The organism is Tsukamurella pseudospumae, assembly GCF_001575205.1.
Classification (GTDB): Bacteria; Actinomycetota; Actinomycetes; order Mycobacteriales; family Mycobacteriaceae; genus Tsukamurella; species Tsukamurella pseudospumae.
Map to the genome: position 1 here is coordinate 19852 of NZ_LSRE01000047.1, position 15250 is coordinate 35101.

The following is a 15250-nucleotide window of genomic DNA, read 5'->3' on the forward strand; positions in this document are numbered from 1 at the left end:
TCGTGAGTGATTTCGTTGCACAAGAAAAGGATTCGACGATGTCGTTGCGCACGCGTACTACCCTGGCCGCCGCACTGGTGGCGGTAGCCTCCCTTACGATCACCTCCTGCGGCTCGAGCGGAGACGGTGCGGCACCGTCGAGCGCCGGCGCCGCGGGCGGCGACCTGACGCTCTACAACGCCCAGCACGACAGCCTCACCAAGGAGTGGGTCGCGAAGTTCACCGAGCAGACCGGCATCAAAGTCACGATCCGGCAGGGCAAGGACTCGGAGCTGGCCCAGCAGATCATCGCCGAGGGCGATCGTTCGCCCGCGGACGTCTTCCTCACCGAGAACTCCCCGGCGATGACGCAGGTTGAGAACAAGGGCCTGTTCGCCGACATCGATCCCGCGACCCTCGCCCAGGTGGGCGCCGGTCTCAAGCCCTCGACGGGCAAGTGGACCGGCATCGCCGCCCGCTCGACGGTGCTGGTCTACGACAAGCGCAAGTTCACCCCCGAGCAGCTGCCGAAGTCGATGGCCGATCTCGCGAGCCCGGAGTGGAAGGGGCGCTGGAGCGCCTCGCCGTCGGGCGCCGATTTCCAGGCGATCGTCTCGGCGTATCTGCAGCTCAAGGGCGAGCAGGCGACCAAGGACTGGCTCGCTGCGATGAAGGCGGGCGCCAAGGAGTACAAGGGCAACGGCGCCGCGATGAAGGCCGTCAACGCCGGTGAGGTCGACACCGCCCTGATCTACCACTACTACTTCTACGGCGATCAGGCCAAGACCGCCGAGAACTCCGGCAACGTGGGCACCCACTACTTCAAGAACCAGGACCCGGGCGCCTTCGTGTCGATCTCGGGCGGCGGCGTTCTGAAGTCCTCGAAGAAGCAGGCCCAGGCGCAGCAGCTGCTGAAGTTCATCACCTCCAAGACCGGCCAGGAGGTCCTCGAGAAGGGCACGGCCTTCGAGTACCCGGTGGCCTCCGACGTGCCTGCCAACCCGAAGCTCGTCCCGATGGCGGACCTGCAGGCGCCGACCGTCGACCCGGCTAAGCTCAACGGCCCGCAGGTCGTCACCCTGATGACCGAGGCGGGCCTGCTCTGAGGCTGCTCACCCTCGCGGCCGGAGCCATCGCGGCGGTCGCGGCGGTGCCGTTGGGCTTCGTTGTCTACACGACGATCGACACGGGCTGGGCGGAATCCGCCCGGCTCGTGTTCCGGCCCCGCGTCGCCGAGCTCCTCACCAACACCGTCCTCCTCACGGCGATCGCCGTCCCGCTCAGCGTGATCGTCGGCGTCGGCGGCGCGTGGCTGGTCGAGCGCACCGTGCTGTGGGGCCGTCGCGTCTGGTCTCTGCTGCTCGCCACGCCGCTCGCGATCCCCGCGTTCGTCGGCAGCTACGGCTGGGTCTCCGCGATCCCGTCGCTGGGCGGCCTGTGGGCGGGAGTGCTCATCGCGGTGCTCTTCTACTACCCGCTCGTGTACATCCCGGTCGCAGCCGCGCTGAGCCGCCTCGACCCGGCCCTCGAGGAGTCCGCTGCCGCGCTCGGCCTGGGCCGCTGGGCAGTGTTCGTGCGCGTCGTGCTCCCGCAGCTGCGGCTCGCCGCGCTCGGCGGCGCGGTGCTGGTGGCGCTGCATCTGCTCGCCGAGTACGGTGCCTTCGCCATGATCCGGTTCGACACCTTCACCACCGCGATCATGGTGCAGTACCAGTCGACCTTCAACGGCGCCGCGGGATCGATGCTCGCGGGCGTGCTGGCGGCACTGTGCCTGCTCCTGCTCGTCGGCGAGGTGGCCGCGCGGGGCCGCGCCCGGTACGCGCGGGTCGGATCCGGGGCGGTCGCGAGGCCCGTCCGGATCCCGTTGGGTGGGTATCAGATCGGCGCGCAACTCGCGCTGCTCGCCCTCGTCGCCGCCGCGCTGGGGCTGCCGCTGTGGTTCGTCGTGCGCTGGACCGTGCGCGGCGCCGCGGCGACGGTGCCGGCCGACCTGATCGACGCCCTCGGCACCTCCCTGGGCTACGGCGCGGTGACCGCGGTGGTCACCGTCGCCGCAGCGTTCCCGCTGGCCTACCTCGCCGTCCGTGAGCCGAACCGGATCACCCGCACGTTGGAGGCGTCCACGTACGTCAGCAGCGCGATGCCGGGCATCGTCATCGGACTCGCACTGGTCACCGTGTCCATCCGGGCCGTCCCGGACCTCTACCAGAGCGCGACGGTGCTCCTGGTCGCGTACGTGATGCTGTTCCTGCCGCGCGCAGCCGTGGGGCTGCGCGCCGGACTCGCGCAGGCGCCGCCCTCGCTGGAGGAGGCCGCCCGCGCGCTCGGAGCGTCGCCCCCGACGGCCTTCGCGCGCATCACCCTCCGGCTGACCGCGCCCGCGTCGGCCGCGGGCGCGGCGCTCGTGTTCCTGGCGGTGACCAACGAGCTGACCGCGACACTGATCCTGGCGCCCACTGGGACCCGGACCCTCGCGACGGAGTTCTGGGCCAAGAGCAGCGAGATCGACTACGCCGGAGCGGCGCCCTACGCGCTGGCGATGGTGCTGCTGTCGCTGCCCACCACGTACCTGCTGTTCCGGCAGTCCCGACGGTCCGCCGGACCCATTACCCGACGGAGGGGATCGAGATGAGTGCCGAGCTGCGGCTGCGCGGACTCAGCAAACGCTTCGGCGCCGAAACCGTGTTGCGGGACGTCGATCTGACGGTGCGCGCCGGGTCGATCACTGCGGTGGTCGGACCGTCCGGGTCGGGCAAGACGACGCTGCTGCGCCTCGTCGCCGGATTCGCGCGACCCGACGCCGGATCGGTCCGCCTCGGCGACCGCGACCTCGCGTCGGACGGTGCGTGGGTCGCGGCGCACCGACGCGGCGTGGGCTACGTGGCGCAGGACGGCGCGCTGTTCCCGCACCTGTCGGTGGGGCGCAACATCTCGTTCGGCCTCGGCCGATCGCTGCTGCCGGCCCGGCGCCGGGATATCGCCCGCCGGATCGACGACCTGCTCGCGATGGTGTCACTGGATCCGGTTCTGGCGCGGCGGTATCCGCACGAGCTGTCGGGCGGGCAGCAGCAGCGTGTCGCGCTCGCGCGTGCTCTCGCCGGCCGACCGCGGATCATGCTCCTCGACGAGTCCTTCTCCGCGCTCGACGCGGGCCTGCGGGTGGCGACCCGCGCCGCCGTCGCGGAGGTGCTCGGCGCGGCCGGGATCACGACGGTGCTCGTCACCCACGACCAGGCCGAGGCGCTGTCCTTCGCCGACCAGGTCGCGGTCCTGCGCGACGGTGTCCTGGCGCAGGTCGGACCGCCGGCCCGGGTCTACGCGCATCCCGACTCCGAGGTCGTGGCCCGGTTCCTCGGTGACGTCGTGCTGCTCGACGGTGCCGTCGACGGCGCCGTCGCCGACACCGCGCTGGGGCGGATCCCGCTGGCGGAGGGCACCTCCGGTGCCGCGGGCGAGGCGAAGACCGTACTGCTCCGGCCCGAGCAGATCCGGATCACGGGGGAGGGCGTGCCCGCCACTGTCACCAGGGTGGAATTCTTCGGCCCCGACGCGACGGTTACCGTGGCCCTGAGCGACGGGACCGTCGTCGTCCTTCGACACCCGAGCACCGAGCTGCCCGCGGCGGGCGACAGGGTGGCGCTCCGCGTGGTCGGCTCCGCGGTGCCGCTGGATCCGGCAGCGACTCAGCGGTAGACGAGCAGCGGCACCGTCGCCGGGTCGAGGTTGTCGGGGGAGTAGGGACCCTCGTAGCAGTATCCGAGACGGTCGAGGATGGCGTTCTCCGTGATCCAGCCGAAGTCGTGCTCGTCACCGTCACCGTCGTCACCGGCACCCTCGAGGCCGGTTTCGAACGGGAGACGTTCGCCCTCATCGACGATCACGCCGTCGTCGCTCGATCCGGCGAACGACCGGGTCAGTTCGCCGCCGCGCCACGTGGCGAAGCAGCCCATGCTCACGACGGAATGGAGGACGTAGACGTCCACGTCGTAGCCGGCGATCAAGGTCTCGCCCCAGGCGTCCGGGACCTGCTCGAACCAGGACAGCAGGTCTTCGCCGGCGACGATCACGAGATCCCCGTAGACCGCCACCGCGATCTCGCCGTCCTTGGGGTAGACGTCGATGGAGAGATCACCCGTCCGGTGGGATCGGCGTGCGCGTCCCCAGGACCGCTTGCCGAGGATGGTCGTGGCGAGCGCATCGGACGCCTTGACATCGAGCTCCGGCAGGTCGCGCAGTGCTGCCGCGGGATTCGACCGGGACGCCACCATGAAATTGCACTTCATTCCCATGGATTCAGGATAGCGACCGGACGGCGCGAACAAATGCGGTGCATCGCCCTGCCCGGCACAGCGCGTCAGCTGCCGCCGAGCACGACTCCCTCGCGGCGCGGGTCGGCACCGCCGGCGTACACATCGCCCTGCTTCACGATCGCCGACAGCCCCGAGACCTGCGGCGCCAGGTTGAGCGTGTGCCCGAGCGCCCGGAGCTGCTCGACGACCTTCTTCGCCTCGTCGGTCGCCAGGACGGGATGGGCGCTGTCCACGTTCGTCTTCGGCGAGTTGGCGGCGCCGAAGTTCACCATGCCCACCGCCTGCTGCGGATTCAGTTGCCAGTCCGTGAGGCCGATGATCGTCTTGATCACGAACTGGATGATGACGGCGCCACCGGGGGATCCGAGCGCGCCGAGCACGTCTCCGCGGCCGCCGTCGGAGCCTCGTGCGAACAGGATCGTCGGCGACATCGAACTGCGGGGCCGCTTGTTCGGCTGCACCCGGTTCGCGACCGGTTGCCCGGCGGAATCGACGGGCTCCGCGGAGAAGTCGGTGAGCTGGTTGTTGAGCAGGAAGCCGTCGACCATGTGGTACGAGCCGAAGGCCGACTCGACGGTGGTGGTCATCGACGCCACGTTGCCGTACTTGTCGAGCACCGTGATGTGGCTGGTGCCGTGCTCCGGCGTGGTCGTGACACCCGGTGTGGCGGTGGGGAACTCGCCGGGCTTGGCGGTGCCCATCGTCTTGTTCCGGTCGATCAGCTTGGCCCGGCCCGCCAGGTACGCGGGGTCCACGAGCGCGGCGGGCGAGCCGCCGGGCAGCGGGATGAAGTCGGGGTCGGCGATGTACTTGTCGCGGTCCGCGTACGCGAGCCGCTCGGCCTCGGAGACGAGGTGGATCGCCTCTGCGGTCGGGATGCCGCCGTCGGGGCCGGGATCCGCGCCGTGCACCGCGGCCGGTCCGAGCTTCGACAGGTCGAAGGAGTTGAGGATGCCGAGCGCCTGCGCCACCGTGATCCCGCCCGACGAGGGTGCGGGCATGCCGCACAGCTCGCGGTCGCGGTAGGGGGTGCAGACCGCCTCACGGATCTTCACGGTGTACTTCGCGAGGTCCTCCGTCGTCATCGTGCCGGCGGTGCGGCCGCCCGTGGTGTCGTGCACGGACGCCACGATCGCGTCGGCGATCGCCCCCGTGTAGAACGCCTTCGCGCCCTCGGAGGCGATGGCGCCCAAGGTCTTCGCGTAGGCGGGGTTGGTGAGCTTGACGCCCGCCTTCTTCGGCGCACCGTCGGCCTCGAGGAAGTAGGCCTTGAGGTCGGCGTCGTTGACGAAGTTCTTCGCCTCGTCGGAGATCGCGCCGGCCAGGCGCGGGCTGATCTCGAAGCCGTCGTCGGCCAGTTTGACGGCCGGGTCGAAGAGCTCGCGCCAGGTCTTGTTGCCGTGCTCGCCCTGGACCGCCTCGAGCAGCCGCAGCGCGCCGGGCACGCCGATCGCCCGGCCCGACGACCGGGCGTCGGGCTTCGGTGTCGTCCGGTCGGTGGGCGAGATCCAGCGCAGGTAGTTCTCGTCGGCGCTCGCGGGCGCCGTCTCCCGGCCGTCGTAGGCCTGGACCTTCTTCGTCTTCGCGTCGTAGTAGAGCAGGAACGCACCGCCCGCGACGCCGGAGGACTGCGGCTCCACGAGCCCGAGCACCGTCTGCGCGGCCACGAGCGCGTCGGCGGCGGTGCCGCCATTCGCGAGCACCTCGCACGCGGCCTTCGTGGAGATCGGGTTCGCGGTGGCCACCGCGTAGTCCTTGGTGTGCGTGACGGGCAGGCCGGAGCGGTATCCGGATGAGCCCTCGGGGTTCGTGCTGATGTCCCGCGGGCCGTTCGGCGACGACGTGGCCGAGGGCTTGTACATGGTGCCCGCCGCGCCGGTCGCGTCGCAGCCGCCCGCCGCGATCGTCACCGACGACGGTCCGCCGGACGGGCCACCGTCCGACCCGGACGTTCCGCACCCCGCCACGGCGAGGGGGATCACGAACGCGGCTGCCGCCGCCGACCTGAGACGGAACATGGAGTCCTCCAAGGAGTTGGATCCTCGCAACCTAACACCGGCCCGTGAGTGGTGCGAAGGGTTCGGCGAGACCCCGCGGAGGTTCGGCGTCCGTCAGCGGAAGGAGGCGTCGGGCACCGTCGGCGGGCAGGCGCCGCCGGCCGAGGTGACGAGCTCGAAGTGCCACCACTCGTTGCCGAAGGTGCGGCACAGGCCCCACCGGTTCCCGTTCGCCTGCAGCCACGCAGCGCCCTGCCACGGGCCGACGTCCACGGCCTCGCCGCTGACGTGCGTGGACTCGGCGGGCGGCAGCACCCACCGGCGTGCCGCGGCCGGCGAGCCGTACTGGGCGACGCCCTGGGTCCACAGTGATTCCTGCTGGGCCCACGAGCGCTTCCCGGACGTGACGCTGAGCGCGACGCCCTCCGCGGCAGCGGCCCGGTAGGCGGCAGAGTAGGCCTGCGCGAGGGCGGGAACGAGCCCGACGGTGCCGGGCACGGTGTCGGCCGACGCGGCGGGCGCGACCAGCACGGACGCCGTCGCCGCGAGAGCGGCGGCGAGGAGTACGACGGTGTGAGGGCGGGACACGTCTGAAGACTCTAGGCTGGTCGGTAGGACCACCAAGCGACGAGGAGGGGCCGTGCGCCCGACCGGGGACGGGGAGACGACAGCGGAGGAGCGGACCGTCGGCGAGCACCGCAGCGACGGCCCGATGGACGTGCTGCTGGTGACCGGGCTGTCCGGCGCGGGCCGCGGGACGGCCGCGAAGGTCCTGGAGGATCTCGGCTGGTACGTCGCCGACAACCTGCCGCCCGCGCTGATCAGCAACATGGTCGACATCTCCCTGGCGGACGAGTCGCGGATCCACCGCCTGTGCATCGTCACGGACGTCCGATCCCGCACGTTCACGGGCGACTTCGCGAACATCCGGCGCGAGTTGCAGGGCAAGGACATCGAGCCGCGGGTGCTGTTCCTCGACGCCTCGGACGAGACGCTGATCCGCCGGTTCGAGCAGGTGCGCCGCAAGCATCCGCTCCAGGGCAGCGGCACGCTCGCCGAGGGCATCGCCGCGGAACGCCGCATCCTGCAACCCATCCGGTCGACGGCCGACCTCGTGCTCGACACCTCGAACCTGTCGGTGGCCCGACTGCGCGAGACGATCGAGAACTCCTTCCGCACGCTGCGCTCCGGGACGATCACCGTCACCGTCGAGTCCTTCGGCTTCAAGAACGGGATCCTGCTCGACGCCGATATGGTGCTGGACGTGCGGTTCCTGCCGAACCCGTTCTGGGTGCCGGAGCTGCGGCCGCTCAACGGCCTCACGCCAGAGGTGTCCGGGTACGTGCTGGGGCAGAACGGGGCGTCGGAGTTCCTCGACACCTACGCGAAGCTGCTCGACCCGCTGCTCGACGGCTACCGCCGGGAGGGCAAGACCTACCTCACCGTCGGCATCGGCTGCACCGGCGGGAAGCACCGCAGCGTGGCCATGACGGAGGAGCTGGTACGTCGGCTCTCCGATAAGCCGGGCATCGAAGTGCGTGCGGCGCACCGGGATCTGGGGCTGGAATGACTGCTGCGTTGAAGGTGGCCTCGCTCGGCGGCGGTCACGGACTGTTCGCCACCCTGCGTGCTGCCCGTGCACTGGACGCCGAGATCACGGCGATCGTCACCGTCGCCGACGACGGCGGATCGTCCGGTCGACTGCGCGGCGAGCTCGGCATCATCCCGCCCGGCGACCTGCGGATGGCGCTCGCGGCGCTCATGCCCGACGACGATCGTGGCGAGTTCTGGGCCGGCATCCTGCAGCACCGCTTCGGCGGCGGCGGGGCGATGGCCGGACATCCGGTGGGGAACCTGTTGCTAGCCGGGCTGTGCGAGGTGCTGGGCGACCCCGTCGAGGCCCTGGACGCCATCGGGGACCGGTTCGGTGTACAGGGCAGGGTGCTGCCGATGGTGCCCGGCCCGCTGCGGATCGAGGCCGATGTGACCGGGCTGGAGGACGATCCGCGCCTCTCGCGCGTGATCCGCGGCCAGGTCGCGGTCGCGGTGACACCCGGCCAGGTGCGCCGGGTGCGGCTGCTGCCTGCGCACCCCGAGGCGTGCGTGGACGCGGTCGAGGCGATCATGGCCGCCGACGTCGTGACACTCGGCCCCGGTTCGTGGTTCAGCTCCGTCATCCCGCACGTCCTGGTCCCCGAGCAGCTCGACGCGCTGCGGCGCACGTCCGCGCGTCGCGTGCTCATCCTCAACCTGGCGCCCGAGCCGGAGGAGACCGGTGGGTACTCGCCGGAGCGGCACCTGCACGTACTCGCGGCGCACGCGGAGGGCCTGAAGTTCGACGACATCATCGTCGACGCCGCGACGGTGCCGCCGGGTACCGAACGCGAGCACCTGATCCGCGCCACCGCGCTGTTCGGCGCACGTCCGCATTTCGTCGACGTGGGGGTCCCCGGATCGCATCAGCACGACCCCGAGGCATTGGCCCACGGACTGCGTATCGTGCTCGACACCTGACCGTGGAGGTGGATGCGTCGCCGTCGCCCCCGCCGACGCGAATGCCCTACAGTGAATGCCTGCTCTCGAATCCGTACGCGAAGTCCCGGAAGGACGGCTGGTAGTGGCGCTCACATCCCAGGTCAAGGACGAGCTCAGTCGGCTCTCCATCAACCAGGTGAGCGCGCGTCGCGCCGAGGTCGCCTCGCTCCTGCGGTTCGCGGGCGGCCTGCACATCCAGGGCGGACGGGTGATCGTCGAGGCCGAGGTGGACATGGGGATCACCGCCCGCCGCCTCCGCAAGGAGATCCTCGATCTCTACGGCTACAACTCCGATGTGCACGTCCTCAGCGCCGGCGGACTCCGCAAGGCCGCCCGGTACATCGTCCGCGTGGTCAAGGACGGCGAGGCCCTCGCGCGGCAGACCGGCCTGCTCGACATGCGCGGCCGCCCCGTCGTCGGCCTGCCCTCGCAGATCGTGGGCGGTTCCAAACTGGATTCGGCGGCCGCCTGGCGCGGCGCCTTCCTCGCCCATGGCTCGCTCACCGAGCCGGGGCGCTCGAGCGCGCTCGAGGTCTCCTGCCCGGGGCCCGAGGTCGCGCTCGCCCTCGTCGGCTGCGCGCGACGGCTCGGCGTGACGGCGAAGGCGCGCGAGGTGCGCGGCGCGGACCGGGTGGTGGTCCGCGACGGTGAGGCGATCGGCGACCTGCTCGTGCAGATGGGCGCGCACGACGCGAAGCTGGATTGGGAGGAGAAGCGCAACCGCCGCGAGGTCCGCGCCACCGCGAACCGTCTGGCGAACTTCGACGATGCCAATCTCCGACGGTCCGCCCGGGCCGCCGTGGCGGCCGCGGCGCGCGTCGAGCGTGCGCTCGAGATCCTGGGTGCGGACGTGCCCGATCACCTCGCGCAGGCGGGATCGCTGCGCGTGCAGCACCGTCAGGCCTCGCTGGAGGAGCTCGGCCAGCTCGCCGACCCCCCGATGACCAAGGACGCGGTGGCCGGCCGGATCCGGCGGCTGCTCTCGATGGCCGACAAGCGGGCCGCCGCCGACGGTGTGCCGGACACCGAGTCCGCCGTCACCGCGGACATGCTCGACGAGGGATGATCGACAGACTGTATTGAGAATTTGTCCAGGTCGATATCATCGACGCATGGATGAACAGATCGTGGAGCCCGACGCGGCCGGTCGTGGCCCACTGCGACGCATCGCGCTCGGCGTGAAGCTCGTTCTCTTCCTCGTCGTGCTGCTCGTCGTGGCGTACGTGCTCATCTACGCGCCGGAGTTGCACGACCTCGCCCGGCGGATCCGCGAACCCGGCGCCACGTGGTTCGGGCGGACGTTGCCGGGGTGGTTCACCTTCGCGCTGTGGTTGTCGACGGGGGCGTTGGCCGTGGCGCAACTCCTGTTCCTGGCGGCTCTCTATGGCTACGCCCTGACGGCGTCGGGGCGCAGGCTCTACTGGTGCGCGCACCGTCGTCGGGCCGTTCGACGGTGGCGGCCGATCGCCGCGGCTGCGGGCCTCGGCCCGGTGCGCCGGTGGATGGCGCTGCGGGCCGGGACCAACGGTCCCACGAAGGCGTCGATCCGTCGGCTGTGGACCGCGCGGACGCCGGCGTGGCTCGGCCGCGGACTGTTCGCCTTCGGGTTCGCCGCGACGATCGCGGTGTGGGTGGACATGGGGGCGAGCCTGACCGCCCTGCCGTCGGGGGCCGTCTACGTTCTGCTGGCGTTCGTGTACCTCGGTGATGCTCGAGCGCCGAGTGTCTTCGTCTCGCCCACCGTCGGGCGGCACGCGAAAGCCGAGTGACCGGGCACGAACGCGGCCGATCGGACACCGTCGACAACCGAGCGGGGAGGGTGCTCCGGAGCTACCGTTGACGGGCAGGAATTCCTCGTCCGAAGGAGCACCACTGTGACTGTTCGTGTAGGCGTCAACGGGTTCGGCCGCATCGGCCGGAACTTCTTCCGGGCGGTGGCGGCCCAGAAGGCGCTCGGTACCACCGACATCGAGATCGTGGCGGTCAACGACCTCACCGACAACGCCACCCTCGCCCATCTCCTGAAGTTCGACTCGATCCTCGGCCGGTACGACGCCGACATCGTGGCCGATGGCGACACCATCCGCGTCGGCGATCAGACCATCACCGCGCTGGAGGTGCGCGAGGGCCCGTCGGCGCTGCCGTGGGGCGACCTCGGCGTCGACGTCGTCATCGAGTCGACCGGCATCTTCACCGCCCGGGACAAGGCGAAGGCTCACCTGGATTCCGGCGCCACGAAGGTGATCATCTCCGCGCCCGCGGCCGACGCCGACATCACGATCGTCATGGGTGTCAACGACGACAAGTACGACGGCAGCCAGGACGTGATCTCCAACGCCTCCTGCACCACCAATTGTCTCGGCCCCCTGGCGAAGGTCGTCAACGACGAGTTCGGCATCGTCAGCGGGCTGATGACCACGGTGCACGCCTACACGCAGGACCAGAACCTGCAGGACGGCCCCCACAAGGACCTGCGCCGCGCCCGCGCCGCCGCGATCAACGTCGTCCCCACCTCGACCGGCGCCGCCAAGGCGATCGGCCTCGTGCTGCCAGAGCTGGCGGGCAAGCTGGACGGCTACGCGCTGCGCGTGCCGATCCCGACCGGCTCCGTCACCGACCTCACCGTGGAGCTCGAGAAGAAGGCCGCGGCCGAGGAGATCAACGCCGCGATGAAGGCGGCCGCGGAGGGGAGGCTGAAGGGCATTCTCAGGTACTACGACGCCCCGATCGTCTCGTCCGACATCGTCACCGACCCCGCGAGCTCGATCTTCGACGCGGGCTTGACCAAGGTGATCGGCGATCAGGCTAAGGTCGTGTCCTGGTACGACAACGAATGGGGCTACAGCAACCGCCTCGTGGACCTCACTGATCTGGTAGGTAAATCGCTCTGATGACCGTTCCCACACTTTCCGACCTGCTGTCCGAGGGCGTCGAGGGCCGCACCGTGCTGGTCCGCAGCGACCTGAACGTGCCGCTCGACGACAACGGCGTGATCACCGACCCGGGCCGCATCATCGCCTCGGTGCCCACTCTCCAGGCGCTTGCAGAGGCGGGCGCCAAGGTGATCGTCACCGCCCACCTCGGACGCCCCAAGGGCGAGCCCGATCCCGCGTTCTCCCTCGCGCCCGTCGCGAAGGAACTGAGGGAGCGGCTCGGACGCAACGTCCAGCTGGCCGGCGACGTGGTGGGGCAGGATGCGCTCGCCCGCGCGGAGGGGCTCACCGACGGTGACGTGCTCCTGCTCGAGAACGTGCGCTTCGACCCGCGCGAGACCAGCAAGGACGACGCGGAGCGCGAGGCGCTCGCCCGCGACCTCGCCGAGCTCGTCGACGTCTCCTCGCACGCCGGTGAGGGCGCGTTCGTCTCCGACGGCTTCGGCGTGGTGCACCGCAAGCAGGCCTCCGTGTTCGACGTCGCGAATCTGCTCCCGGCGTACGCCGGCGGCCTCGTCGAGGCTGAGGTGCGGGTGCTCGCGCAGCTCACGGAGAACCCGTCGCGCCCGTACGCCGTGGTGCTCGGCGGCTCGAAGGTCTCCGACAAGCTCGGCGTGATCCGCGCGCTGGCGCCGAAGGTCGACACCCTGGTGATCGGCGGCGGCATGGCCTTCACCTTCCTCGCGGCACAGGGCTACTCCGTGGGCACCTCGCTGCTGCAGGAGGACCAGATCGACACCTGCAAGCAGCTGCTCGAGGAGTTCGGCGACGTACTGCACCTGCCGGTCGACGTCGTGGTCGCCGACGCCTTCGCCGCCGACGCCGCGTCGAAGACCGTCGCCGCGGACGCGATCGAGGACGGCTGGATGGGCCTGGACATCGGCCCGGAGTCCGCGCAGCGCTTCGGCTCCGTGCTGACCGAGGCGAAGACGGTGTTCTGGAACGGCCCGATGGGCGTCTTCGAATTCCCGGCCTTCGCCGCGGGCACGAAGGCCGTTGCCGAGTCGGTCATCAAGGCCACGCTGGGCGGCGCGTTCACGGTGGTCGGCGGCGGCGACTCCGCGGCCGCCGTGCGGACCCTCGGCCTCGACGAGGACGGCTTCAGCCACATCTCGACCGGCGGCGGCGCGTCGCTGGAGTACCTCGAGGGCAAGGAGCTCCCGGGGCTGCAGGTCCTGGAAAGGGGCTAGTCATGAGTCGCAAGCCGCTCATCGCCGGCAACTGGAAGATGAACCTCAACCACCTCGAGGCGATCGCGGTGGTCCAGAAGCTGGCGTTCGCGCTGCCGGACAAGTACTTCGCGCACGTCGACGTGACCGTCATCCCGCCGTTCACCGACCTGCGCTCGGTGCAGACCGCCGTCGACGGTGACGACCTGAAGATCACCTACGGCGCGCAGGACCTCTCGCCGCACGACTCCGGTGCCCACACCGGCGACATCTCCGGCGCCTTCCTCGCCAAGCTGGGCTGCACCTTCGTGGTGGTCGGGCACAGCGAGCGCCGGACGATCCACGGTGAGACGAACGAGATCGTCCTCGCCAAGGCCAAGGCGGCGCTGCGGCACGGGCTCACGCCCATCGTGTGCATCGGCGAGGGCCTGGACATCCGCGAGCAGGGCACCCACGTCGCGTACAACGTGGAGCAGCTGAAGGGGTCCGTCGCCGGCCTCACCGGCGACGAGCTGTCGAAGACCGTGATCGCCTACGAGCCCGTCTGGGCGATCGGCACCGGCAAGGTCGCGACCCCGCAGGATGCGCAGGAGGTGTGCGCAGCCGTGCGCGCCACCATCGCGGAGCTCGGCGGCGCCGAGGTCGCGGCGGGGATCCGAGTGCTGTACGGCGGGTCGGTGTCGAGTAAGAACGTGGGCGAGCTCATCGCGCAGACCGATGTCGACGGCGGCCTCGTGGGCGGCGCCTCGCTCAAGCCGGACGAGTTCGCCGCGCTGAGCGCGATCGCCGCCGGCGGACCGCTCTGACGCGGGCGCGCCGAGCGCCCTGACCGTCGACCGACGACCGGAAGGTACACTGGATCCTCGTGGAAACATTGCAGCTGGTGCTGAAGATCGCCATCCTCGTGCTGAGCCTGCTGCTGGTGGTGCTCGTCCTGCTCCACCGCGGTAAGGGCGGCGGCCTGTCGTCGCTGTTCGGCGGCGGTGTGCAGTCGTCGCTCTCGGGCTCGTCGGTGGTGGAGAAGAACCTCGACCGGGTCACGATCTTCGTCGGGCTCATCTGGACCGTGTGCATCATCGGCGTCACGCTGAGCATCAAGCTCAGTTCCTGACGCGGTCGACCGAACGCGGACGGCGCCTCGAACCCCCAGGGGTTCGGGGCGCCGTCGTCGTTCCCGGGGGACCGGTGTCGGATCTCCGCCCTCGGGCGGACGACGGGGTGCTTCGGCGGCGGTACTGTCGGGCCATGACTGAGGCGATTGTGCTCGACGAACAGGCGACGGTGCTGGCGTTCCTTGCGGACATGGCGGACGGTCGGGCGGAGGACGCCGTGGCCGCATTCGCGGATGACGTGGTGTACACGAACGTCGGCCTGGCCACCCTCCGGGGGCGCGACCGTGCGGGGCGCGTGATCCGGCTGCTCGCCAGGCCCGGGCTCGGGTTCGGCGTGGAGGTCACCTCCATCGCGTCCGACGGTGCCGTCGTCCTCACTGAGCGCATCGACGAGCTGCGGGTGGGCCCCTTGGCCGTCCGGTTCTGGGTGTGCGGCCGGTTCGACGTGCGCGACGGCCGCATCGCGGTGTGGCGCGACTACTTCGACAATCTCGACATCGCCAAGGGCGTGCTGCGCGGGGTGCTCGCCCTCGCGATCCCCGCCGCGCAGCGGAAGATGACGCCGTTGCAGCGGTGATGCGCCGCTTTCGGAGCGGGCTCTCAGAAGGGTGGCGGGCCGTCGAACGACGGCGCGGGACGTTGGTGGGGCATCCCGACGATGCTCATTATTCCGGCCTCGATCTCGCTGACCGGCAGGGCTTTCCGATTCCGTTCCGCTTCGTACGCGGTGACGTTGTCGCGGCGGAGTCCTTCGCGGCGGGCGTGTTCGCGTTGCAGGCGGGTGCGTCCCCCGGGCCGCGTTTCATTCCCCGCTGCACCATCTGCTCCCAATCGCGTGGTTGCGGGGGTGATCCATTCGACGCGGGCGAGGTCGGGGAAGAGGGTGAGCATGATGCCGGTGGGGTCGACGATGTAGCGCCGTCCGTCGGGTGAGGTCCACAGGATCCGGCAGTCGGGCAGCCGCGCGTCGATCCACTCTCCTGCGGTCTTGAGCTGGTGGTGGCTGATGCAGAGCGGTTGGATCTGCTCGGCGGTGGTCTGCCCGCCGAGTTCGGGTGAGGTGTGGTCGTATTCGCGGCGGTGGTCGATCTGGGCCCTCGCCGCGGGTCGGTTGCAGTGCGGGAACACGCACCGGGGGTGGATCAGTCGCAGGTAGCGGCGTAGGTCCGCCGATGGCCGGTATCCGGAGCTTCCGCGTGCCCGGACGAGTGCAGG

The 15250-nt window shown here is 70.6% G+C and carries 16 protein-coding genes; 12 read left to right on the top strand and 4 right to left on the bottom strand.

Features of this window, described 5'->3' with window-relative positions:
• Nucleotides 1-38 precede the first annotated feature (38 nt).
• The 3 genes from AXK61_RS19150 to AXK61_RS19160 are packed head-to-tail and all read left to right on the top strand — an operon-like array spanning nt 39 to nt 3672.
• Nucleotides 39-1085, top strand: coding sequence for an iron ABC transporter substrate-binding protein (locus AXK61_RS19150; protein ID WP_068746709.1), 1047 nt, complete (start codon nt 39-41; stop codon nt 1083-1085).
• On the top strand, nt 1082-2611 hold the full coding sequence (locus tag AXK61_RS19155) for an ABC transporter permease (protein ID WP_197466874.1): 1530 nt from the start codon (nt 1082-1084) through the stop codon (nt 2609-2611). The genes AXK61_RS19150 and AXK61_RS19155 overlap by 4 nt, the downstream gene beginning before the upstream one ends.
• Nucleotides 2608-3672, top strand: coding sequence for an ABC transporter ATP-binding protein (locus AXK61_RS19160; RefSeq protein ID WP_068746711.1), 1065 nt, complete (start codon nt 2608-2610; stop codon nt 3670-3672). Before AXK61_RS19155 ends, AXK61_RS19160 begins: the two co-directional genes overlap by 4 nt.
• Here AXK61_RS19160 and AXK61_RS19165 read toward each other — a convergent pair.
• From AXK61_RS19165 to AXK61_RS19175, 3 genes are all read right to left on the bottom strand, one after another.
• Nucleotides 3663-4268 carry a DUF6928 family protein gene (locus AXK61_RS19165; protein WP_082789449.1) on the bottom strand — a complete coding sequence of 202 codons (606 nt, stop codon included), beginning with the start codon at nt 4266-4268 and terminating at the stop codon, nt 3663-3665. The genes AXK61_RS19160 and AXK61_RS19165 overlap by 10 nt on opposite strands.
• Before the next feature lie 65 nt (nt 4269-4333).
• On the bottom strand, nt 4334-6307 hold the full coding sequence (gene ggt, locus AXK61_RS19170; RefSeq protein ID WP_068746713.1) for a gamma-glutamyltransferase: 1974 nt from the start codon (nt 6305-6307) through the stop codon (nt 4334-4336).
• A gap of 93 nt (nt 6308-6400) precedes the next feature.
• The gene (locus tag AXK61_RS19175; protein WP_068746714.1) at nt 6401-6874 is read right to left on the bottom strand and encodes a M15 family metallopeptidase; all 474 of its coding nucleotides are present in this window, start codon (nt 6872-6874) and stop codon (nt 6401-6403) included.
• Nucleotides 6875-6998: 124 nt separating this feature from the next.
• Here AXK61_RS19175 and rapZ point away from each other — a divergent pair, with 124 nt between their 5' ends.
• The 9 genes from rapZ (at nt 6999) to AXK61_RS19220 (ending at nt 14612) form a co-directional block, all read left to right on the top strand.
• Entirely contained in the window at nt 6999-7856 is an 858-nt protein-coding gene (gene rapZ / locus AXK61_RS19180) for an RNase adapter RapZ (RefSeq protein ID WP_068569869.1), read from the top strand.
• Nucleotides 7853-8800, top strand: a complete 948-nt coding sequence (locus AXK61_RS19185; RefSeq protein WP_068746715.1) for a gluconeogenesis factor YvcK family protein — start codon at nt 7853-7855, stop codon at nt 8798-8800. Before rapZ ends, AXK61_RS19185 begins: the two co-directional genes overlap by 4 nt.
• A 55-nt stretch (nt 8801-8855) precedes the next feature.
• Nucleotides 8856-9887, top strand: a complete 1032-nt coding sequence (whiA, locus tag AXK61_RS19190) for a DNA-binding protein WhiA (protein ID WP_197466873.1) — start codon at nt 8856-8858, stop codon at nt 9885-9887.
• Nucleotides 9888-9933: 46 nt separating this feature from the next.
• Entirely contained in the window at nt 9934-10590 is a 657-nt protein-coding gene (locus AXK61_RS19195; RefSeq protein WP_068746717.1) for a hypothetical protein, read from the top strand.
• A gap of 105 nt (nt 10591-10695) precedes the next feature.
• The gene (gap, locus tag AXK61_RS19200) at nt 10696-11712 is read left to right on the top strand and encodes a type I glyceraldehyde-3-phosphate dehydrogenase (protein WP_068746718.1); all 1017 of its coding nucleotides are present in this window, start codon (nt 10696-10698) and stop codon (nt 11710-11712) included.
• Nucleotides 11712-12944 carry a phosphoglycerate kinase gene (locus AXK61_RS19205; protein WP_068746719.1) on the top strand — a complete coding sequence of 411 codons (1233 nt, stop codon included), beginning with the start codon at nt 11712-11714 and terminating at the stop codon, nt 12942-12944. Before gap ends, AXK61_RS19205 begins: the two co-directional genes overlap by 1 nt.
• A gap of 2 nt (nt 12945-12946) precedes the next feature.
• Nucleotides 12947-13729, top strand: a complete 783-nt coding sequence (tpiA, locus tag AXK61_RS19210; RefSeq protein WP_068746720.1) for a triose-phosphate isomerase — start codon at nt 12947-12949, stop codon at nt 13727-13729.
• Nucleotides 13730-13788: 59 nt separating this feature from the next.
• Nucleotides 13789-14034 (top strand): preprotein translocase subunit SecG, encoded by a 246-nt coding sequence (gene secG, locus AXK61_RS19215; RefSeq protein ID WP_414930011.1) that lies wholly within the window; start codon nt 13789-13791, stop codon nt 14032-14034.
• A 134-nt stretch (nt 14035-14168) separates the two neighbouring features.
• Complete coding sequence (locus tag AXK61_RS19220) at nt 14169-14612, top strand: limonene-1,2-epoxide hydrolase family protein (protein WP_068569076.1); 444 nt, start codon at nt 14169-14171, stop codon at nt 14610-14612.
• A 23-nt stretch (nt 14613-14635) separates the two neighbouring features.
• Here AXK61_RS19220 and AXK61_RS19225 read toward each other — a convergent pair whose 3' ends face one another.
• Complete coding sequence (locus tag AXK61_RS19225) at nt 14636-15163, bottom strand: HNH endonuclease signature motif containing protein (RefSeq protein WP_068746721.1); 528 nt, start codon at nt 15161-15163, stop codon at nt 14636-14638.
• Nucleotides 15164-15250 lie beyond the last annotated feature (87 nt).

Coding starts and splice junctions, on each gene's coding strand:
- AXK61_RS19160 (WP_068746711.1), top strand. CDS start 2,608: ATGAGTGCCGAGCTGCGGCTGCGCGGACTCAGCAAACGCTTCGGCGCC.
- AXK61_RS19205 (WP_068746719.1), top strand. CDS start 11,712: ATGACCGTTCCCACACTTTCCGACCTGCTGTCCGAGGGCGTCGAGGGC.
- ggt (WP_068746713.1), bottom strand. CDS start 6,307: ATGTTCCGTCTCAGGTCGGCGGCGGCAGCCGCGTTCGTGATCCCCCTC.
- AXK61_RS19150 (WP_068746709.1), top strand. CDS start 39: ATGTCGTTGCGCACGCGTACTACCCTGGCCGCCGCACTGGTGGCGGTA.
- AXK61_RS19195 (WP_068746717.1), top strand. CDS start 9,934: ATGGATGAACAGATCGTGGAGCCCGACGCGGCCGGTCGTGGCCCACTG.
- AXK61_RS19185 (WP_068746715.1), top strand. CDS start 7,853: ATGACTGCTGCGTTGAAGGTGGCCTCGCTCGGCGGCGGTCACGGACTG.
- AXK61_RS19220 (WP_068569076.1), top strand. CDS start 14,169: ATGACTGAGGCGATTGTGCTCGACGAACAGGCGACGGTGCTGGCGTTC.
- whiA (WP_197466873.1), top strand. CDS start 8,856: ATGCCTGCTCTCGAATCCGTACGCGAAGTCCCGGAAGGACGGCTGGTA.
- rapZ (WP_068569869.1), top strand. CDS start 6,999: ATGGACGTGCTGCTGGTGACCGGGCTGTCCGGCGCGGGCCGCGGGACG.
- AXK61_RS19165 (WP_082789449.1), bottom strand. CDS start 4,268: ATGGGAATGAAGTGCAATTTCATGGTGGCGTCCCGGTCGAATCCCGCG.
- tpiA (WP_068746720.1), top strand. CDS start 12,947: ATGAGTCGCAAGCCGCTCATCGCCGGCAACTGGAAGATGAACCTCAAC.